The organism is Streptomyces sp. NPDC096105, from assembly GCF_044763335.1.
Lineage (GTDB): Bacteria > Actinomycetota > Actinomycetes > Streptomycetales > Streptomycetaceae > Streptomyces.
Genome location: NZ_JBIWGC010000005.1, coordinates 35,910 through 54,963, shown reverse-complemented (window position 1 = coordinate 54,963; position 19,054 = coordinate 35,910). Strand labels below are relative to the sequence as shown.

Sequence of the window (19,054 nt, the reverse complement as noted above, 5' to 3'; positions counted from 1 at the left end):
GGACCTTCGAGGAGGCAGCCATGCGCCGAGTCACCGTGCAGAAGCCCCCGAGGAAGACGGACACCCGCCAGGTCCGCGAGGAGGCCGACGAGCGCCCCGCGGACCGCCCCGAGATCCGCAAGGACATCGCCCGCACCTGGTGGCCCGACGGCTGAGCGCCCGGCCGCGGGGCTCGGCCGGGGCGCTTGCCCGGGATCCGGCTCCCCACGCACGCCATGACGAGGGCAGTCCGAGCGCCCGTGCCCGGGTCCCCGCGAACTCCGGCGGCAGCCGCCCCCGGCCCGGCGCCCCGGGTGTCGGGCCGGACGGCGACGAGGTCCGGGTACGGGTGGTCCGGGCGCGGCTCCGGCACGACGAGGCCCGTCGGCCGCGCGGGCCCGGCCCCGCCGTCGTCCGGGAGCTCCGCGACGAACACGCGGCCGGCGGCCACGTTCGCCGCGTGGCCGGTCTCCATGGGCACCGGCACGACCCCGACCCGGGCGATGCAGGGCCGGAAGGCCGCGTCGGCCACCGCCCGCGCGTCCGGTACGTCGGCGGCGACGGCCGGCCTGATCCGCGCGTTCCTCATGCGCGCACGGTACCTACCTGATCCCAGCCTGAGCGCTCCCTTAAAGCGACCATAAGGATCTCCCCGCACCGCCCTCACCGGGCGATTTCCGGGTTCCGCGGGGCTAGTTTCTGATCCACCCCCACGGGATCCCCCGGGATCGCCCCCCATGAGATCCGCTGTTCGCCGAGGAGTTGCTGCCCCATGTCCGCACGCCGTAAGGCCGCTGTCGCCGCCGTCGGTCTCGCCCCGCTCGCCCTGACCGGACTGTCCGCCGCGCCGGCCGCCGCCCACGGTTCGATGGGCGACCCGGTCAGCCGGGTCTCCCAGTGCTACGCCGAGGGCCCGGAGAGCCCGGCGTCGGAGGCGTGCAGGGCGGCCGTCGCGGCCGGCGGCACCCAGGCGCTGTACGACTGGAACGGCGTCCGCATCGGTGACGCGGGCGGGCGCCACCGGGAGCTGATCCCGGACGGCAAGCTGTGCAGCGCGGGAAACGAGGCGTTCAAGGGCCTCGACCTGGCCCGCACCGACTGGCCGGCGACCGGCGTGTCCAGCGGCGAGCACACCTTCAAGTACCGGGTGACGGCCCCGCACAAGGGCACCTTCACGGTGTACATCACCAAGCCCGGCTACGACCCGGGCAAGCCGCTGGCCTGGGACGACCTGGACCTGGCCAACCCGGTGGCGACCTCCACCGACCCGGCCGCGTCGGGCGGCTTCTACACCTTCTCCGGCACCCTCCCGGAGCGCTCCGGCCAGCAGTTGCTGTACGCCGTCTGGCAGCGGTCGGACAGCCCGGAGGCCTTCTACTCCTGCTCGGACGTCACCTTCGGCGGTGCGCAGGCGGGCGGGGACGCGGCCGGCGGCGACACGGCGGAAGGCGACAGGAAGACGGACGGCGGTGAGGCCGCTCCGGGCGACACGCCGAAGGGGGCGTCCGCCCCGGCGCCGACGGCCTCCGCCCCGTCCGAGGAGCAGATCGAGGCCGGCGCCGAGAAGTCGACGATCGAGAACCACGGGCACGGCGACGACGACCCCGCCACCACGGCCGACCCGGTCGCGGCGGACGCCGGCACGGGCAACCGGCCGAAGGCGGCCGGCGGCGGTCAGAACCTGGCGGAGACCGGCGGTGACGACAGCACGCCGTACCTGATGGCCGGCGGCGCCGCGGCGCTGGCGCTCGGCTCGGCCGCGCTGTTCGCCTCCGCGCGGCGGCGCACGGCGACCGGACGCCACGGCCGCTGAACCGGCGGCGGGTCCCTGCCCGGCGGCTCAGGCCGGACAGGGACCCGCCGCCGTTCTCCTCGAAGCCTCGAAAGCCTCGAAAGCCTCGAGGCGAGACGTGTCAGCCGATCGCGGAGGCGCAGGTGGTCGGCCTGGCGCGGGCCGGGTCGAGGGCGTTCGCCACCTCGTGGAAGGCGATCCGGTCGATCAGTCCGATCGCCAGGTGTTCGGACAGGTCGACCGCGCAGAGGTCCTGGAGGACCACGTTACGGACGTCCGGCCCGGTCAGGAAGGCGCTGCGGTACGGGGTGACGACCTGGTCGTACCTGGTGGCGATGACGGTGTAGCGGACGCCGGGCACGGTGTCGCCGCCCGCGTTGAGCTTGGTGAGGAAGGCGGAGCCGGCGACCTGGTCGGCGAGGGCGGGTGTGGCCTCGCTCAGCAGGTCCTCGGCGCCGGGGAAGTGCGGCAGCAGCGCGGTGAGACCGCCGAGGGTGGTGCCGTGGTTGCTGGGGGCGATGCCGACCAGGGCGTTCACCTCGGCGGCGCCGCCGAGGAACTTGAGGTAGTAGCGGGGCATCATGCCGCCCTGGGAGTGGCCGACGATGTCGACCTTCGTGGCGCCGGTCGCGGCGCGCACCCGGTCGACGTAGGCGTCGAGCTCTTCGGCGGACTTCTCGACGGGGCCGAGGCCGTGGAAGAAGGGGACACCGGGGAGCCGGCCGTAGTCCAGGGAGAAGACGCAGTAGCCCCGGTTCTTCAGGTAGGGCGCGAGGCCCAGCCAGTTGTCGACGGAGTTGCCGAAGGTGCCGTGGACCAGGACGACGGGGCGGGGATGGGCGGCGGAGGGCTTGCAGGCGAAGTCGTTCCAGCCGGAGCCGGGTGCGGCGGCGGCCTGCGCGCTCGACGCGGCGGGGGCGGTGACGGCGGCCGCGGCCAGCAGGAGCGCGGCCAGCGGTCTGATCACCCGCTTCCAGGGCAGCATCGTGTGATCTCCTTGCGGCTCAAGGGGGAGGGTGGGGTCCTACGCCCTGTGATCCGGATCACGGGATGCTGTTCACCCATCAAGTTACGGGCGAGTAGGAAAGCCGGGAAGTTACGGGTCGGTAAAAACTCCCGCCGATGCCCCACGACCGCCCGCTGCGGCCTGATGGCGCGTCACCGAGCGAGACGCACCGCCCCGCCGGGCGCGGTACGCAGCAACCGCCCCCAGCAGCGGGCGCAGTTCACTCGCCGCCGCGGCTCGCCGACCGCCGGGCCCCACGCCGCCGACACCCCCGGCATCACCGCGCGGTGACCGAACCCGGCCCGCACGCGGTCCGCGCCCCCTCGATCCCGCGCGCCTTCTCGCCCACCGGGCCGAAGGCGAGCCGGCGGGATGCCGGCCCGGCCGGGTCGAACCCCCCGCGCAGCGCCGCCCGCACCCGGGCCCGCTTTCAAATAAATGTGCGACATCCGTTCGGCCCTGTCCCACCTGCGCGAACGCCCGCTCCCCCGGACCGTGGGGACATGACGCAGAGCACCGGCCCCGGGACCCGCCCGCGTTCGTTCCTCGGCGAGGTGCGCGACGCCGTCACCCCGCGGGCCACCCTGCTCGTGCTCGGTGTGATCGCGCTGATGCTGCTGTTCATCACCTCGTACGTGGGCGCCCTGCACCACCCGAAGCTGCGGGACGCGCCCTTCGGGGTCGCCGCGCCCCCGCCGGTGGCCGAGCGGACGGTGACCCGGCTGCAGGAACTGCCCGGCTCCCCGCTGGACCCGCGGGCGGTGGCCGACGAGGAGAGCGCCCGCCGGCAGATCGAGGACCGGGACATCGACGGGGCGCTGGTGGTCGACCCCGAGGGGACGACCGACACCCTGCTGGTCGCCACCGGCGGCGGCACCGCGCTGGCCACCACCCTGGAGCGGCTCCTCACCGAGACGGAGCGCGACGAGCGGCGCACCCTGCGGGTCGAGGACGTCGTCCCCGCCTCCGCCCAGGACTCCAACGGGCTGTCGTCGTTCTACCTGGTGGTCGGCTGGTGCGTGGGCGGCTACCTGTGCGCGGCGATCCTGGCGATCAGCGCGGGCGCGCGGGCGTCCACCCCGCACCGGGCGCTGATCCGGCTCGGCGCCATGGCCGTGGTCGCGGTCCTCGGCGGACTCGGCGGGGCGCTCATCGCCGGGCCGGCCCTGGACGCGCTGCCGGACGGCTTCGCGGGGCTGTGGGGACTGGGCGCGCTGATCATCTTCGCGGTGGGTGCCGCCACGCTCGCGCTGCAGGCCGCTCTCGGGGTCGTCGGGATCGGCGTGGCGATCCTGCTCGTGGTGATCCTGGGCAACCCCAGCTCGGGCGGCGCCCTGCCGACGCCGCTGCTGCCGCCGTTCTGGGCGGCGCTCGGGCCGGCGCTGCCCCCGGGCGCGGGCACCTGGGCGGCCCGCTCGGTCGTGTACTTCCGGGGCAACGACGTGACCGTCCCGCTGCTGGTCCTGTCCGCCTGGGCGGTGGCGGGGACCGCCGTCACCGTGCTGATGTCGGCGCTGCGGAGGCGTCCGGAGCCGGAACCGGGACGTCCGGCCGAGGGCTAGGGCCCGCGGCGCCCTGATACGCGGACGTCCCGCCCCTCCGCGTGGGAGGGACGGGACGCCGTGCTGCCCCGGAGCGGGCTCAGCCGATCTGCGTACCGGTGGCCGACAGGGCCTCGGTCACGGGCTGGAAGAAGGTCGTGCCGCCCGAGGTGCAGTCGCCGCTGCCGCCGGAGGTCAGGCCGACCGCCTTGTCTCCCGAGAAGAGCGAGCCGCCGCTGTCACCGGGCTCGGCGCACACGTCGGTCTCGATCAGACCGTTGACGATGTCGCCGTTGCCGTAGTTCACGGTGGCGTCCAGGCCGGTGACCGTGCCGGAGTGGACCTGGGTGGTGGAGCCGCTGCGGGTCACCTGCATGCCGACGGTGGCCTCGGCGGCGCCGGAGATCGTCTGCGTGGAGCCGTCGTAGAGGTTGACCTCGCTCGGGTGCGCCACGTCGGCCGTGTACGTGACCAGGCCGTAGTCGTCGCCCGGGAAGCTGGACACGGCGGTCTCACCGATGACGTTCCCCGAGGAGTCCGACCAGGCCGGGACGGACTCGGTGCAGTGGCCCGCGGTGAGGAAGTGCGGCTCGCCGCCCTTGGTCACGTTGAAGCCCAGCGAGCAGCGCCCGCCGTTGCCGGTGATGGTGTCGCCGCCCGCGATGAAGGGCTTGAACTCCCCTTTGGTGCGCTGGAGCTCCACCGTGTCGCCGAGCCCTTCGGCGACCTCGGTCAGCTTGGCCCACTCGGCCTCGGAGACCGTGCGGTCCGCCGTGACGACGACCTTGTTGGAGACGGGGTCGGTCACCCAGGACGTGCCCGGGATGGTCGCGTCCTGCCGGAGCGTGGTGCGCGCGTCCTTCAGGTCGGCGAGCGAGTTCGCCACGACTCTGGCCTTCGCGCCGGCCGACTCGACGGTCTCGGCCGCGGTTTCGTCGAGCACGTTCACCACGAGGCTCTCGGTCTTCGTGTCGTAGTACGTTCCCGCCGCGTCGGCGCCCAGGTTCCGGAGCAGCGTCGAGGCGAGGTTTCCGGCCGCCTGGACCGAGAGGGTCCGGGGTGCGGCGTCGGCCGGGATCTCACTGGCGTTCGCAGTCTGGAAGGTGACCGCTCCCGCGGCCAGTGCGGCGATGCCCGCACCCGCCATGACGGCACGGCGCCCGGGTATGCGTCGGTGCTTCAACTCACGTCCTCCTGCGGGGGGACGGCCCGGAGGGGTTGTGGGGACCTCGCCGGACCGGAAGGCGTACGGCCACGGGGGTGGAGCACAGCAGGAGCCACGCCCGCGCCGGTTGATCGCCGCCCACTCTTCCGAACGCCGCGGGGAGCACACAAGGTCGACTTCAGGACGCGCATACGACAACGGCCGGCGCCCCCTATGTCCTGACAGTTCATGGAGACACGGGACGGTTCACATTGCAAACGTCGCACGAGGGTTGCCCACGGCGCGCACCGACCGTTCAGCAGGTGGCTGAAAATCCACCCTCTGCGGCCGGGATCCGTCCGGCGCGCGACGGGCGCCCGGCCGGTCCCGGAACAGGGACGAGCCCCCGCACGCGGGTCGCGTGCGGGGGCTCGTGGGGCTGCCGGCTCCTCGGGGAGCCGTACGGCGGGACCGGCCGGGCGCCCAGGCCGGGGGCCGCCCTAGTAGAGGCTGACCCCGTAGGCGCTCAGGGCCTCGGTCACCGGCTGGAAGAAGGTCGTGCCACCGGTCCGGCAGTTGCCGCTGCCGCCGGAGGTCAGACCGTACGCGACGCCGTTGCTGCCGTAGAGCGAGCCGCCGGAGTCGCCGGGCTCGGCGCAGACCGTGGTCTGGATGAGACCGGAGACGACGTCGCCGCCGCCGTAGTTCACGGTCGCGTTGAGCGCGGTGACCCGGCCGCTGTGCGTGCCCGTGGTGGAACCGTCACGGATGACCGTGGTGCCCACGCTCGGGGTGGCCGCGCGGGTGATGTCCACGCCGTTCGCGGTGCCGGGCCGGCTGACGGAACCGGTGTACCGGACGATGCCGTAGTCGTTGCCCGGGAAGCTGGTGCCGGCGGTCGAGCCGAGGACCTGGGTCCGGCTGGAGTTGCCGTACCACGTGCTTGAGCCCTCGGTACAGTGACCGGCGGTCAGGAAGTACTCGGTCCCGTTGCTGGAGCGGACGTTGAAGCCGAGGGAGCAGCGGCCGGTGCCCGAGTAGATGGCGTCGCCGCCCTGGATGAGCTTGGTGAACTTGCCCGGGGTGCGCTTGACGGTGATCGCCTCGGCGTTCTCCCCGGCCTGCTGCTTGATCTTGTTGATCTCGGCCTGGGAGACGGTGCTGTCGACGGTCACGACGACCCGGTTGGTCTTGCTGTCGACGGCCCAGGCGGTGCCCGGGACGTCGGCCTTCATCACCGAGCTGCTCGCGCTCTTGAGCTCGGAGGAGCTGAAGGTGGTGGGGGTGTCGGCCGCGCTCGCGCTGGGGACCGCGATCGCGGCGGCGGCCACGAGGCCGGTGGAAACGGCGATCAGCCGAGTCCGTCTCGAGATGCCGCTGCGGGGGGTGGTGCGCTTGATCCTCACGTTTCGTTCCTCCACAAAGGAAGTTGGGGGCCCTCGTGGGGTTGTGGGCCCGGTGAGGCGCAGCCAGGGACCGGCGGACCGGATTCCGACCCGACGTGCCCCTGACAATCGCTGCGGCGAGTATTCGGCCGACCGACCGTTCGGCGCAAGGGTGCCTTTTGGCCTACGGATTGGGGACGAGTAGTCGACTTGCTCCCCTCCTGGCACTGCATCACCGGTCGTCACAGCCGGGTGACGACCGGTCGAACAGTGATCGGGATGGCTGGATTCCGCTTACGGGCCGGACCGTGCACACACGCACGCCCGGCTCCCGCTCAGCAGTTGCAGCCGCAGTCGCACCCGCCGCAGCAGCCGTCCTCCCCGCAGCAGTTGCAGCATTCACAGCACTCGCAGCAACTACCGTCGCAGTTTCCGGCGCAGCCTTCCTTGCGCTCCCGCGTCCACGGATCCTCGTAGGTCCCGCAGCACAGCCGGCAGGTACAGGCGAGTCCCAGCCACACGGCGCACCCCGCCAGCAGTCCCCGCCGTTCCCGGCGCGGCGGTTCGGGCGGCGTCGGCGCGCCCGGCGCACCGGGAGCGTGCGGAGGGGCGTACGGATGCGAACCGTGGGCACAGGAGGGCGTACCGAAAGCGCGTCGGACGGAATCGGGGAGTTCATGCACGAGAAGCCGGTGGGCGAGACCGCCGTCCGTGAACTCGACCTCACGCAGCGCCAGCCGGATGCCGTGCACCGCGTCGTCGGCGAGCCGGCGGGCCTCCGTGAGCGAGGTGCCCGTGGCGGTGAGCGGGTTCCAGGCGCCGGAGGCGGCGTCGGCCTCCCGGTCCTCCACGGCGTCCAGCAGATGCGCGAGCCGTCCGAAGAGACGCCCGGCCTCCGCGAGCGGTCCGGCGTTGTGCGGCCGCCCGGCGAGCACCGCGGTGTGCGCGAAGGCCGCCGCGGTCGCCGTCTCGGTCGGTTCGGTCACGGTGAGGATCGGGGTGCCGGGTCCGGCCAGCGACTCGATGCCGGTCTGCCGGTCCACCGCGTCGGCCAGGACCGCGGTGTCGAACCCGACGTCGGAGCCGGTCCGGGCGCCCGCGCGGTCCCAGCTCGCCGCGACCCGGCGCGCGGCGAGCGCGACGGGACGGCGGGCCAGCACTCCGTCCCCGTCGGCGACATGGTCGCGCACCTTGGCGGAGGCGAGCACGAGGGAGACGGCGGCGGCCAGCCGCGCGCCCTCGCCGTGGGCGACGGACGCGGTCCGCATGCCGCGCAGCGGACAGGGGCCGGCGGTACGGCGGCCCCTGCCGCCGCCGGAATCCGACTGAGCCTCCGTCAGAACGGATATCAGCAGTCCGTCGTAGTTGGTGACGATCCGCGCGAGCTGCCCGTGGTCCCCGCGCAGGGCCAGGCACAGCCCGCAGAGATGGGCGATCCACTGGGCGGTGAGTTTCTCGCCCAGCCGGTGACGGCAGGGCCTGACGATCCCGAACACGACGTTCCCCCGTGCATGCGTACGACGTTCAGCTGCGGCATCGTACCGGTCGCGGCGTTCACCCGGATGCGCCCCTCATCACCCGTACGCCGCGTAGAATCATATTTCACTCACAGTCAGCATCCGTTTGCGTCAAGGCCCTTGGGAAACCAGGACTCTCGACGGATCCGCTGTGCACCAGTACCGTCACAAACCCCCCGCGCGGCGTCTATCCACTTGGCGCACCCTCCGCATCATGGACGACCATAGGGATGCGGAAAGCACGAAAGACCGCTGTGAGAGGAGGCGTCCATGGGATCGGTACGCAAGGCGAGTGCCTGGCTTGGCCTCGTCGACGACAACGAAGACGAGCGTTACTACGACGACGACTACTCCGACGGGAACGAGCCCGGGGATGCCTGGGTCACCGATCCGCGGGTCAAGGTGGCCGCGGACGCCGCCGAGGAGCGGGGCCGCCGGATCGGCACGGTCACCCCGGACAGCTTCCGGGACGCCCGCGCCATCGGCGAGCTGTTCCGCGAGGGCGTGCCGGTCATCATCAACCTCACGGCCATGGACGCCGGCGACGCCAAGCGCGTCGTCGACTTCGCGGCGGGCCTGATCTTCGGTCTGCGCGGCACCATCGAGCGGGTCTCCAACCGGGTGTTCCTGCTCAGCCCCTCCGACACCGAGGTGGTCAGCGGCGAGCCGGCCGCGCACCGCACCGACGGTTTCTTCAACCAGAGCTGAGGCGGGGCCGCTCAGCCGGCCCCGCCCCCGCGGGCCGGCCTACCGGAACGCGTCGATCCCGGTGAGCGCCTTGCCCAGCACGAGCTGGTGCATCTCCACGGTGCCCTCGTAGGTGAGCACCGACTCCAGGTTCGTCGCGTGCCGCATCACCGGGTACTCCAGTGAGATCCCGTTGGCCCCGAGAACGGTCCGGGCCGTACGGCAGATCTCGATCGCCTCGCGCACGTTGTTGAGTTTGCCGAAGCTGACCTGCTCGGGACGCAGGCGGCCGGCGTCCATCCGCCGCCCCAGATGGTGGGCGAGCAGGATCCCCTTGTGCAGTTCCACCGCCATGTCGGCGAGTTTGGCCTGGGTGAGCTGGAAGCCGCCGATGGGCCGCCCGAACTGCTCCCGTGACTTCGCGTAGTCGACCGCCGCCTCGAAGCAGCTGCGCGCGGCGCCCATCGCGCCCCACACGATGCCGTACCGGGCGTGCGACAGACAGCTCAGCGGCCCCTTGAGCCCGGTCACCTCCGGCAGCACCGCGTCGGCGGGCAGCCGTACGTCGTCCATGACGAGTTCGCTGGTGACGGAGGCGCGCAGGGACCACTTGTGCGTGATCTCCGGCGCCGAGAAACCCGGGGTGTCGGTGGGCACCGCGAAGCCGCGGATGCCCCCGTCGGTCTGCGCCCACACCACGGCGACCCCGGCCACGGACCCGTTGGTGATCCACATCTTCCGGCCGTTCAGCACCCAGTCGGCGCCGTCCTTCTTGGCGTAGGCGCGCATCGAGCCCGGGTCGGAGCCGTGGTCGGGCTCGGTCAGCCCGAAGCAACCGATGACCTCGCCGGACGCCATCCGCGGCAGCCAGTGCCGCTTCTGCTCCTCGCTGCCGAAGCGGTGGATGGCGTACATGGCGAGGGAGCCCTGCACGGAGACCAGGGAGCGGATGCCGGAGTCGGCCGCCTCCAGTTCCAGGCAGGCCAGCCCGTACTGGACGGCGCTCGCGCCCGCGCACCCGTAACCGTCGAGGGACATGCCGAGCGCGCCGATCCCGCCGAGCTCCCGGGCCAGCTCCCGGATGCCGGGCAGCTCGCCCTTCTCGTACCAGTCCGCCACGTACGGCAGCACGCGGTCCGCCGCCCAGCCGCGCACCGTGTCCCGGATCGCCAGGTCCTCCGGCTCCAGCAGGTCGTCGAGGCCGAGCGGGTCGGCGGGGTCGAACGCGGGCGGCTTCGCGGACGCGGCCATGGGGGCACCCTCCGGGGGCTGGTCATCCGGTACGTCGACTAGCACTGCCAGTCGGGCTCGGGCCGACGTTACGACGCGGTTCCTCCGCCGTCCACCCCGGCCCGTGGTGCGCGCCTCACACCCTCACGCCGGGCCCGTGGGACTCCCGCTGCGCGGGCATGTGCACGGGTCCGCTCCCGGCGCCGGCGCCGGGAGCCGCCTCGGGGCCGGCTCCGGAGCCCGCTCCGTCGGCGGCCCCGGGAACGGCGCCGGTCCCGGAGGCGGCATCGGGGGCACCGGGGGCAGCCCCGGAAACGGCACCCGCGCCGGCCTCCCGGGCGGGTCCAGGACCGGACCCGGCCCCGAGGACCGTCCCGGAGGGGACGTCGGGGGCAGCACCGGATGCGGCCTCGGGGGCGGTCGGCAAGGCGGGTCCGGGGGGCGCCCCCGAGGGGGTCCCCGGGGCGGGGTCGCAGTGCATCAGGCGGGGCAGGCGCAGGGCCATCGCCGCGCCGGCCAGCAGCAGGCCCGCGCTGACCAGGAGCGTCACATGCAGGCCGTGCACGAAGGCGTGGCGCGCGGCGTGGCGCAGCTCCTCACCCGCGGGGCCGCCGAGCCGGGCCGCCACCTCGTACGCCTCGCCCAGCGAGTGCGCCGCCGCGGCGGACGCCGCGGCGGGCACCCCGGGAACCTGGGAGAGGCCGGGCGCGTAGGCCGCGTTCATCACGCTGCCGAGCAGCGCGATGCCGATGCCGGCGCCGAGCTGGTAGGACGTCTCGCCGATCGCCGCCGCCCCGCCGGCCTGTTCCTGCGGCGCCTCGCTGAGCATCGACTCGTACGCGCCGAACAGAGTGGTCTCCAGGCCGAAGCCGAGCAGCACGAACCCGCAGAGCAGCAGCGGGGCGTTGTCCTGGCTGCCCATCGCCGTCAGCAGCAGCACCGCCCCGGCCGTGAGGCAGAAACCGTACGAGACCATGCGCCGGGGGCCGAACCGGCGCAGCATCCGCGCGCCCGCCAGGCCCGCGGCCATCGCCGCGAAGGTGAGCGGCACCAGCCGCAGTCCGGTCTCCAGCGGGGACAGCCCCAGCACGAGCTGGAGGTACTGCGCGGCGATCAGTTCGAGGCCCACCAGGGCGAGCATGGCCAGCACGATGCAGCCGACCGAGGTGCTGAACGCGGGCCGGGAGAACATCCGCAGGTCGAGCAGCGGATGCTCGCGGCGCCGCTGCCGGCGGACGAACAGCACCAGCAGTGCGACCCCGGCGGCCGACGGCACGAGCGTGCCCGGGCCGAGTTCGCCGGTGCCGAGCCGCTTCACGCCGAGGACCAGCGCGAAGAGTCCGGCGGCGGCCGTCAGCGCACCGGCCACGTCCCAGGGGCCGTCGCCGTCGCCCTTCGACTCGGGCAGCAGGATCCGCCCGACGGGCAGACTGACCAGCATCAGGGGGATGTTGACCAGAAAGACCGAGCCCCACCAGAAGTGCTCCAGCAGGAAGCCGCCGAGCAGCGGTCCGACCGCGGCGCCCACGGCGGCGACGGCGCTCCAGACGCCGATGGCGAGCGCCCGCTCGCGGCGGTCGGGGAAGACCTGGCGCAGGATCGACAGCGTGGCCGGCATGATCATCGCGCCGCCGACGCCGAGCAGCGCCCGCGCCGCGATCAGCAGGTGGGCGTCGTCCGCGAAGGCCGCCATGGCCGAGGCGACGCCGAACAGGGCGTAGCCGAGGAGGAGGACGCGTCTGCGGCCGACCCGGTCGCCCAGGGTGCCGAACAGGATGAGCAGCGAGGCGCAGACCAGCGGATAGGCGTCGACGATCCAGAGCAGTTCCACCGCGCCGGGCCTGAGGTCCTCGGTGACGGCGGGGACGGCCACGTGCAGCACGGTGGCGTCGACGGCGACCAGCAGCAGGCTGACGCAGAGGACGACGAGCACCACCCACCGGTTGGCACCGGCCCCGGCCGCCCTACGGCGCAGCGCGGCGGCCGTGGTCGTCCCGGACATGTACGTACCTCCCAGAAGTTCCCTCGCGGTACCGCGGGCGCACGGGGTGGGGGACTCCCCCGTGTCTCGGCCGGAGCGGAGCGGTCGCCCCCGGCCCGCGCGGCGAACGGCGAGTGACACGTCAGAGTACGCGAGTGAACGCTGAGGTCGAGTGGCGGACCTCTCAACCTCGCGGCCGATCGGTGTGGCGTACGCCACTCCCCCGCCCGCTCCTTCCCGCCCGGTGCGCACGCCGTCGCGGGCGGGCCGGTTCCGGGCCGGGTCGATAATCGGCGCGTGACCGATCTCGAGACGCGTGCCGCCGCGGCCCGCCCCGGAGTTCTGCGCCGGGCCGCCCCGGCGCTCCTCGGGTACACCGCCGTGCGCGCCCTGGGCCTGGCCGTCCTGGCCCTGTGGAGCGAGGCGCGCGGCAAGAGCGCGTACACCTTGCTGACCGCCCGCTGGGACTCCCTCTGGTACACGAGGGTGGCCGAGCTGGGGTACGGCTACGAGGTGCGGCTGCCCAACGGCGACGTGCACTCCAACCTGGCGTTCTTCCCGCTGCTGCCGTGGCTGGAGCGACTGGCCGCGGCGGTGTCCCCGCTGTCGTACGCCGACGGCGGGTTCGTGGTGAGCCTGCTCGCCTCGCTCGCCGCGGCCTGGGGGATCTTCGCCGTGGCCGACCACCTGTACGGGCGGCGGGCCGGGGTGTGCGCGGTGCTGCTGTGGGCGGTGCTGCCGGTCGGGGTCGTGCAGTCGATGGCGTACAGCGAGTCGCTGTTCACGGCGCTGGCGGCCTGGGCGCTGTACGCGGTGCTGACGGGGCGCTGGGTGACGGCGGGCCTGCTGGCGGGGCTGGCGGGGCTGACCCGGCCGGTGGGGCTCGCGGTGGTCGCGGCGGTGTGGGCGGCCGGTGTCGCCGCCTTCCTGCGGGAGCGCTCCGGTGCCTCCTTCGTGGGGGACGGCAGTGCGGTACCGGGGGACGGCGCACGCGGCGGCGGCCGCGCCGGTCCGCCGCCGCGTGCGCCGCGTACGGGCGCGCCGGACGGCGCCCCGCCAAGGCCGCGCGCCCCCGGTGTGCGCCTGCGCCGGGTGTCCGGGATGCTGCTCGCGCCCCTCGGAGCCGCCGGTTACGTGCTGTGGGTCGGACAGCGGACCGGGGACGGCCCGCTGGGCTATCTGGACGTGCAGGCCGGCTGGCGCAACGGCTTCGACGGCGGCTACGCCTTCGCCCGGTTCGTCGCCGGCAGGTTCACGTCGTTCCCGTCGGCCCTCGCCGGGATCGCGCTGCTCCTCGGCGTGGCCCTGGTGATCTGGCTCTGCGTCCTCTGCGTACGGCAGCACCAGCCGCTCCCGCTGCTGGTGTACGCCGGCACGGTGACCGCGCTCGCCCTGTGCGCGTCGAGCTACTTCGGGTCGAAACCGCGGCTGCTGATGCCGGCCTTCCCGCTGCTCCTGCCGCTCGCCCTGGCCCTGGCCCGGGTGCGGACGCGCCCGCTCGCGGCGGGGCTGGCGGCGGTCGCGGCGGCTTCAGCGGCGTACGGCGCCTTCTGGCTCAACGGGTCGGGGCCGCCCTGATCCCCCGCACGGCCGGCCGGTGAGCGGCGGGAGAATTGTGTACGAGCCCCGGGTGAACCATTTCGGAAGGCCGATAAACCAGGCGCACGGCATGACCAAAACAATTGCGCGCGGGAGTTCGGATTCGCCGGAAATAAAGGACCGGCTGAGAGGAATGCCACATCACATCGTCATCACAAAGCCGCTGAATCGTCGGGGTTGCGCACTCACTCGCTGTAACGTCGATTGGGTGCGTACCGATCGGAGTCACACCCGTCTGGACCGGGTGTTCGCGAGGCTGGACCGTGAGCCGGAGCGACCGGCCCACGTCGGCATGCCGCGAATGAGCCGGCACCGGATCGTGCTCCTCGGCGCGACCCTGGCCTTCTACGTGGCGATCGTGTGGGCCGTGGTGGTCACCTCCTGGCTGGTCCGTCTGGACTGGCAGCTCATGTTCTTCCGCCCCTACCAGCAGTGGCCGGAGCTGCACGCCTTCGTCGACTACTACGTGGTGCTGGGCCAGCGCGGCCCCACCGCCGTGATGGTCGCCGCCTGGCTGGGCTGGCGCTCCTGGCGGCAGCACACCCTGCGTCCGCTGCTCGCCCTCGGCGTCTCCCTGCTGCTGCTCAACGTCACGGTGGGGGCCGCGAAGTACGGCATGGGGCGCCTCGGACCGCATTACGCGACCGAGATCGGCTCGAACGAGATGTGGCTCGGCGGCGATATATTTCCCAGCGGCCACACCGCGAACGCCGTGGTGACCTGGGGCATCCTGGCCTATATGGCCTCCACGCCACGGGCCCGCCGATGGCTCTCGGCGCTGTCCGCGGTGACGTCCCTGGGCGTCGGCCTGTCCACCGTGTACATCGGCACCCACTGGCTGAGCGACGTGCTGCTGGGCTGGGCGGCGGGCCTGCTGATCCTGCTGGCGCTGCCCTGGTTCGAGCCGCTGATCGCGCGGACCGAGGCGCGGATCCTCGCCCTGCGGGACCGGCTGCTCGACCGCCGCGGGGCCAAGGCGCCGGCGCCCGCCCCGGCAGGCCGGCCCGTCGTGGTCCGGCCGCTCGCCGAGCGCGCCGCCGACACGGTGCACGAGACGGTCCCCGCCGGACGCGCACCCCGGTCGCCGGTCTACCTCGCGCCCGGCCCGCACACCAGCCGCTCCGAGCGCTCCCCGGTGACTCCCGCGGGCAGCAGGCGGCCGCAGCACACCGACCGCCACCCGCGCGGGACGACACCGGCGCAGCGTCCCTGACGGCCTCCCGGACACGTCGACGGCCCCGGATCCTCCGCGGAGGATCCGGGGCCGTCGACGTGTCTCAGCCCTTCCAGGCCCGCGCCACCCGGCCGCCCTTCACCTCGAAGTTCAGCCGGCCCACGCGGTACTCCATGGTGACGATCGTCCCCGGCTCCAGGGCCCGCACCGAGGACCAGCCGCGCTCACGCGCGAGGTGCTCGGCCCGGTCGGCGGCGAGGCCGACATAGGCGTCCGGATCGTCGCGGGGCTCCGTGGGGGGTGTCGGAATGGGTGCCATGCGGCCACGCTATGCCCTGGCCCCGAAACGGGGAAGTCCGCGCCGGCAGCCAGGGGCCAGGACCGTGCGCGGTCACACTTGTGTCACAGGATCACGACGGCTCCGTACGGGCGGCGGTCACCCGAAAGGGCGGTTCCGCTCCTCCGCCCACAGGCATTCGGAGGGAATTCCCGGTACCGGGTCGCCGTCCTGACAAACCTCGTGAGAAATGTGTCGCGTGAGGTATTCCGGCGCGTCTTCGCGGCGCATTCCCGGCCGGGCCCGGCCGGCCTGTGAAGCCCATGTGCACAAGACATGCCCCATTCCGTCACATGATGCGCCGCGCCCTCGGCGGCGGCGGTCGCGACACGGACATCGCGCCGACGGATGCTGTCGGCGCATGCCGGCACGGAGGTCCCGCCCGAGGGCCGGGGCTCATGTCCGGCCCGTCGGCGACACTCGAAGCACCGGCGACTTTCGGCCACCCATTTCATTGCGTGATTTCCTGATTTGTCGACCACACCACCGGGTGAGCCGTGTGCCACTTCACCCGGTCAAACCCCTTTCCCGAGTGGTCAGTTGACACTGAATGTCACGTTCCGCACCGGCTGTGGCCCTGTGTGCTGGATGGTTCGATTCCGTTCGCCGCGAGGCGTGACTCCCGCCACGGATCGTCCGTTGTCTTCTTCATGAGCCGGGGACCCACCCGGACCACGGGCCGGGAGCCACCCGGTCTCGCCACGCACCGCATCCCGAGGGAGCCACCCGTGCCGCGCATGCTCGACGTCAGCGACGAGGTACGCGCCGAGATCGGCGACGAAGAAGCAGCCCGCCTGCTCGCCGGAGAGTCCGCTCCGGGCAGTTACGACTGCACCTCCTGCCGTACCCCGGGCGACTCGGAGCAGGAGCGCACCAGCACCGTCCTGTTCGTCGGCGACGAGACCGCCGTGCTCGCCTTCGCCCACGCCACCTGCCTGCCCTCGCAGGTCGTCCAGGTCACCGAGGAACAGCTCCAGGGCGCCGTGCGGGCCATCGGCGGCACCGGGGCGGAGCCGCAGCAGCAGGCTCAGCAACCGGCCCAGCAGCAGGCCCCGCAGCCGCATCAGCACCAGCAGCCCCCGAACCTCGTGCCCGAACAGGCGGTGCTCGGGGTGACCAGCGGACTGGTGCTCGTCCAGGACGAGCTGCACCCGGCCCTGGTGGTCGAGCCGACCGCCCCGGTCGCCCGGCCCGGCACGCTCGGCCCCGGCGACGACTTCCTGCCGCTGCTGATCGAGCAGGGCTTCATGCCGCTGACCGAGCTGGCCGCCGTGCCGCCGGTGCTGCACGGGTGGTCGGTGCTGCTCGCCGCTGGGCAGCTGCACGCCGTGCTCCAGCCGAACCCGAACGGCGGCCGTCCGGTGGCCTGGTGGCAGGCGCACCAGCCGCTTCAGGTCACCGACGGGTGGCGGGCGGAGGCAAACAAGCACCAGCAGGTGCTGATGTTCGCCGCTCCCGTCGGCTCCATCGGGCGACAGCCCCGTGAGGACCTGATGCGCGATGCGCTGGACAAGGCCGCGGCCAACGGGAAGCTGGTGGCTGCGGCGTTGCCGCTCGCGGGGATCTGATGCGGCGATTCGGCGGCCGTCGCTTCCCGAAGCACGCCGGCTGACGGCGCGCGGGGTCCGGTCGCGCGGTTCCCCCCGCCCCTGACGAGCGGACCGGGGGTGCGGCCTGCGAAAACTCGGGGTGGGCCGCATCCCTTGTGGCACGGGGTCGTTTGGACATACGTGCACGCATATGACGCTCCCCGCCGCCAGTCCCTCGCCTCGGTCCCCGCCCCCGCGCGCCCGGCGCAGGACTCCCGGAGCGGCCACTCGGCCACGCCGATCTACGACGCTCTCTACGCCGAGTACGTCAAGTCCTTCCGCACGCTGCCGGGTGACCGCAGCGGCGAGGAGGACTGGGGCTTCACCGCCTTCGGGAACATCCCGCACAGTACGGGCGCGTACCGGGACCACAGCCCCGGATCGTTCACCGCCTCCCTCAGCCGGCCCGCCGTGGAACCGCCGCAGTGGCAGCGTGTGGGAACGGTCGGTCGCGGGGCGAACGAGATGCACCACGTGCCGGCCGGACTGCCCCCGGCCCCCCGCAGCGGGGTCTGACGCAGCGCGGCAGACAGACCGAGGGGGCGGTCCCGTGGGACCGCCCCCTCGTCACGTCCAGCCGCGGGCGGCTACTTCTTCCGCCCGCGCTTCTCCCGCACCCGCACCGAGATGTGGATCGGCGTCCCCTCGAAGCCGAACTCCTCGCGCAGCCGGCGCTCGATGAAGCGCCGGTAGCCCGCCTCGATGAAGCCGGAGGCGAACAGCACGAACCGCGGCGGCTTGGTGCCGGCCTGGGTGCCGAACAGGATGCGCGGCTGCTTGCCGCCCCGCACCGGGTGCGGGTGGGCGGCGACCAGCTCGCCGAGGAAGGCGTTCAGGCGGCCCGTCGGGACCCGGGTCTCCCAGCCCGCCAGCGCGCTCTCGATCGCCGGGACCAGCTTCTCCATGTGGCGGCCGGTGCGTGCCGAGACGTTGACCCGCGGTGCCCACGCCACCTGGCCGAGCTCCGTCTCGATCTCCCGCTCCAGGTAGTAGCGGCGCTCCTCGTCGAGGGTGTCCCACTTGTTGAAGGCGAGGACGAGCGCGCGGCCCGCCTCGACGGCCATGGTGACGATGCGCTGGTCCTGCACCGAGATGGACTCGGAGGCGTCGATGAGGACCACGGCCACCTCCGCCTTCTCGACGGCCGCGGCGGTGCGCAGCGAGGCGTAGTAGTCGGCGCCCTGCTGGAGGTGGACCCGCTTGCGGATGCCCGCCGTGTCGACGAACTTCCAGGTCTTGCCGCCCAGTTCGATCATCTCGTCGACCGGGTCGCGGGTGGTGCCGGCGAGTTCGTTGACGACGACCCGCTCCTCCCCCGCGACCTTGTTCAGCAGCGAGGACTTGCCGACGTTGGGCCGGCCGATCAGGGCGACGCGGCGCGGGCCGCCGACGGCCGTGCCGAAGGTCTGCGCGGGGGCCTCGGGCAGCGCCTCGAGGACCTGGTCCAGCATGTCGCCGGTGCCCCGGCCGTGCAGCGCGGAGACCGGGTGCGGCTCGCCCAGGCCCAGGGACCACAGGTGGGCGGCGTCGGCCTCGCCGCTCGGGCCGTCCACCTTGTTGGCGCACAGCACGACCGGCTTGCCCGCCTTGCGCAGCAGGCGGACGACGGCCTCGTCGGTGTCCGTGGCGCCGACCTTGGCGTCCACCACGAAGACGACCGCGTCGGCCGCCTCGATGGCGTACTCGGCCTGCGCGGCGACGGAGGCGTCGATGCCGAGGACGTCCTGCTCCCAGCCGCCGGTGTCGACGACCTTGAAGCGGCGGCCCGCCCACTCGGCCTCGTAGGTGACCCGGTCACGGGTGACGCCCGGCTTGTCCTCGACGACCGCCTCACGGCGGCCGATGATGCGGTTCACCAGGGTCGACTTGCCGACATTGGGGCGGCCGACGACGGCGAGCACCGGGAGCGGGCCGTGGCCCGCCGCCTCGATGGCGCCCTCGACGTCCTCGAGGTCGAAGCCCTCCTCCGCGGCGAGCTCCATGAACTCCGCGAACTCGGCATCGCCCAGCGCCCCGTGATCGTGCTCGTGCGCAGCGTCGTGCGCGTCCGAGCCGTCGGGCTCGATGTGGTCGTTCATGAAGTCCGTACCTCG

16 protein-coding genes are annotated in these 19,054 nt (G+C 73.2%); 8 read left to right on the top strand and 8 right to left on the bottom strand.

Features of this window, described 5'->3' with window-relative positions; all coding sequences use genetic code 11:
• Positions 1 to 20 precede the first annotated feature (20 nt).
• Together ACIQ8B_RS10245 and ACIQ8B_RS10240 are read left to right on the top strand one after the other, a co-directional pair.
• Positions 21 to 155, top strand: a complete 135-nt coding sequence (locus tag ACIQ8B_RS10245) for a hypothetical protein (protein WP_106416484.1) — start codon at positions 21 to 23, stop codon at positions 153 to 155.
• A gap of 596 nt (positions 156 to 751) precedes the next feature.
• Complete coding sequence (locus tag ACIQ8B_RS10240) at positions 752 to 1,792, top strand: lytic polysaccharide monooxygenase (RefSeq protein ID WP_403546421.1); 1,041 nt, start codon at positions 752 to 754, stop codon at positions 1,790 to 1,792.
• Positions 1,793 to 1,892: 100 nt separating this feature from the next.
• Here ACIQ8B_RS10240 and ACIQ8B_RS10235 read toward each other — a convergent pair whose 3' ends face one another.
• Entirely contained in the window at positions 1,893 to 2,756 is an 864-nt protein-coding gene (locus ACIQ8B_RS10235) for a lipase family alpha/beta hydrolase (RefSeq protein ID WP_403546420.1), read from the bottom strand.
• Between the two features lie 524 nt (positions 2,757 to 3,280).
• Between ACIQ8B_RS10235 and ACIQ8B_RS10230 the strand changes: the two genes are divergently transcribed.
• Positions 3,281 to 4,339 carry a DUF3533 domain-containing protein gene (locus ACIQ8B_RS10230; protein ID WP_403546419.1) on the top strand — a complete coding sequence of 353 codons (1,059 nt, stop codon included), beginning with the start codon at positions 3,281 to 3,283 and terminating at the stop codon, positions 4,337 to 4,339.
• 79 nt (positions 4,340 to 4,418) lie between these two features.
• Here the strand turns inward: ACIQ8B_RS10230 and ACIQ8B_RS10225 are convergent, their stop codons facing one another.
• From ACIQ8B_RS10225 to ACIQ8B_RS10215, 3 genes are all read right to left on the bottom strand, one after another.
• Positions 4,419 to 5,465 (bottom strand): S1 family peptidase, encoded by a 1,047-nt coding sequence (locus ACIQ8B_RS10225; protein WP_403546572.1) that lies wholly within the window; start codon positions 5,463 to 5,465, stop codon positions 4,419 to 4,421.
• Between the two features lie 497 nt (positions 5,466 to 5,962).
• Positions 5,963 to 6,868, bottom strand: a complete 906-nt coding sequence (locus ACIQ8B_RS10220; protein WP_290008249.1) for a S1 family peptidase — start codon at positions 6,866 to 6,868, stop codon at positions 5,963 to 5,965.
• A gap of 314 nt (positions 6,869 to 7,182) precedes the next feature.
• Positions 7,183 to 8,343 (bottom strand): DUF5685 family protein, encoded by a 1,161-nt coding sequence (locus ACIQ8B_RS10215; protein WP_403546418.1) that lies wholly within the window; start codon positions 8,341 to 8,343, stop codon positions 7,183 to 7,185.
• Positions 8,344 to 8,634: 291 nt separating this feature from the next.
• Between ACIQ8B_RS10215 and ACIQ8B_RS10210 the strand changes: the two genes are divergently transcribed.
• Positions 8,635 to 9,072, top strand: coding sequence for a cell division protein SepF (locus ACIQ8B_RS10210; protein WP_290008244.1), 438 nt, complete (start codon positions 8,635 to 8,637; stop codon positions 9,070 to 9,072).
• A gap of 39 nt (positions 9,073 to 9,111) precedes the next feature.
• On the opposite strand, the gene ACIQ8B_RS10205 is transcribed toward ACIQ8B_RS10210, so the two are convergent.
• Both ACIQ8B_RS10205 and ACIQ8B_RS10200 read right to left on the bottom strand, forming a co-directional pair.
• The gene (locus ACIQ8B_RS10205; protein ID WP_403546417.1) at positions 9,112 to 10,302 is read right to left on the bottom strand and encodes an acyl-CoA dehydrogenase family protein; all 1,191 of its coding nucleotides are present in this window, start codon (positions 10,300 to 10,302) and stop codon (positions 9,112 to 9,114) included.
• Between the two features lie 115 nt (positions 10,303 to 10,417).
• A complete protein-coding gene (locus ACIQ8B_RS10200) occupies positions 10,418 to 12,283 on the bottom strand; it encodes an MFS transporter (protein ID WP_403546416.1) in 1,866 nt (621 codons plus the stop codon).
• A 276-nt stretch (positions 12,284 to 12,559) separates the two neighbouring features.
• On the opposite strand from ACIQ8B_RS10200, the gene ACIQ8B_RS10195 reads away from it, so the two are divergent.
• Together ACIQ8B_RS10195 and ACIQ8B_RS10190 are read left to right on the top strand one after the other, a co-directional pair.
• Positions 12,560 to 13,840 (top strand): glycosyltransferase family 39 protein, encoded by a 1,281-nt coding sequence (locus tag ACIQ8B_RS10195; RefSeq protein ID WP_403546415.1) that lies wholly within the window; start codon positions 12,560 to 12,562, stop codon positions 13,838 to 13,840.
• A gap of 229 nt (positions 13,841 to 14,069) precedes the next feature.
• Positions 14,070 to 15,074, top strand: coding sequence for a phosphatase PAP2 family protein (locus ACIQ8B_RS10190; RefSeq protein ID WP_290008237.1), 1,005 nt, complete (start codon positions 14,070 to 14,072; stop codon positions 15,072 to 15,074).
• A 64-nt stretch (positions 15,075 to 15,138) separates the two neighbouring features.
• Here ACIQ8B_RS10190 and ACIQ8B_RS10185 read toward each other — a convergent pair whose 3' ends face one another.
• Entirely contained in the window at positions 15,139 to 15,354 is a 216-nt protein-coding gene (locus ACIQ8B_RS10185) for an I78 family peptidase inhibitor (protein WP_290008236.1), read from the bottom strand.
• 746 nt (positions 15,355 to 16,100) lie between these two features.
• On the opposite strand from ACIQ8B_RS10185, the gene ACIQ8B_RS10180 reads away from it, so the two are divergent.
• Positions 16,101 to 16,940, top strand: a complete 840-nt coding sequence (locus ACIQ8B_RS10180; protein WP_290008235.1) for a hypothetical protein — start codon at positions 16,101 to 16,103, stop codon at positions 16,938 to 16,940.
• Positions 16,941 to 17,102: 162 nt separating this feature from the next.
• On the top strand, positions 17,103 to 17,477 hold the full coding sequence (locus ACIQ8B_RS10175) for a hypothetical protein (protein WP_106414924.1): 375 nt from the start codon (positions 17,103 to 17,105) through the stop codon (positions 17,475 to 17,477).
• A 71-nt stretch (positions 17,478 to 17,548) separates the two neighbouring features.
• Here ACIQ8B_RS10175 and der read toward each other — a convergent pair whose 3' ends face one another.
• Positions 17,549 to 19,039, bottom strand: coding sequence for a ribosome biogenesis GTPase Der (gene der / locus ACIQ8B_RS10170; protein ID WP_403546414.1), 1,491 nt, complete (start codon positions 19,037 to 19,039; stop codon positions 17,549 to 17,551).
• Positions 19,040 to 19,054: the final 15 nt, after the last annotated feature.

What these genes read in the sequence shown, in the direction of transcription:
- ACIQ8B_RS10245 (WP_106416484.1), top strand. Translation starts at nt 21, where the DNA reads ATGCGCCGAGTCACCGTGCAGAAGCCCCCGAGGAAGACGGACACCCGC.
- ACIQ8B_RS10240 (WP_403546421.1), top strand. Translation starts at nt 752, where the DNA reads ATGTCCGCACGCCGTAAGGCCGCTGTCGCCGCCGTCGGTCTCGCCCCG.
- ACIQ8B_RS10235 (WP_403546420.1), bottom strand. Translation starts at nt 2,756, where the DNA reads ATGCTGCCCTGGAAGCGGGTGATCAGACCGCTGGCCGCGCTCCTGCTG.
- ACIQ8B_RS10230 (WP_403546419.1), top strand. Translation starts at nt 3,281, where the DNA reads ATGACGCAGAGCACCGGCCCCGGGACCCGCCCGCGTTCGTTCCTCGGC.
- ACIQ8B_RS10225 (WP_403546572.1), bottom strand. Translation starts at nt 5,465, where the DNA reads ATGGCGGGTGCGGGCATCGCCGCACTGGCCGCGGGAGCGGTCACCTTC.
- ACIQ8B_RS10210 (WP_290008244.1), top strand. Translation starts at nt 8,635, where the DNA reads ATGGGATCGGTACGCAAGGCGAGTGCCTGGCTTGGCCTCGTCGACGAC.
- ACIQ8B_RS10205 (WP_403546417.1), bottom strand. Translation starts at nt 10,302, where the DNA reads ATGGCCGCGTCCGCGAAGCCGCCCGCGTTCGACCCCGCCGACCCGCTC.
- ACIQ8B_RS10200 (WP_403546416.1), bottom strand. Translation starts at nt 12,283, where the DNA reads ATGTCCGGGACGACCACGGCCGCCGCGCTGCGCCGTAGGGCGGCCGGG.
- ACIQ8B_RS10185 (WP_290008236.1), bottom strand. Translation starts at nt 15,354, where the DNA reads ATGGCACCCATTCCGACACCCCCCACGGAGCCCCGCGACGATCCGGAC.
- der (WP_403546414.1), bottom strand. Translation starts at nt 19,039, where the DNA reads ATGAACGACCACATCGAGCCCGACGGCTCGGACGCGCACGACGCTGCG.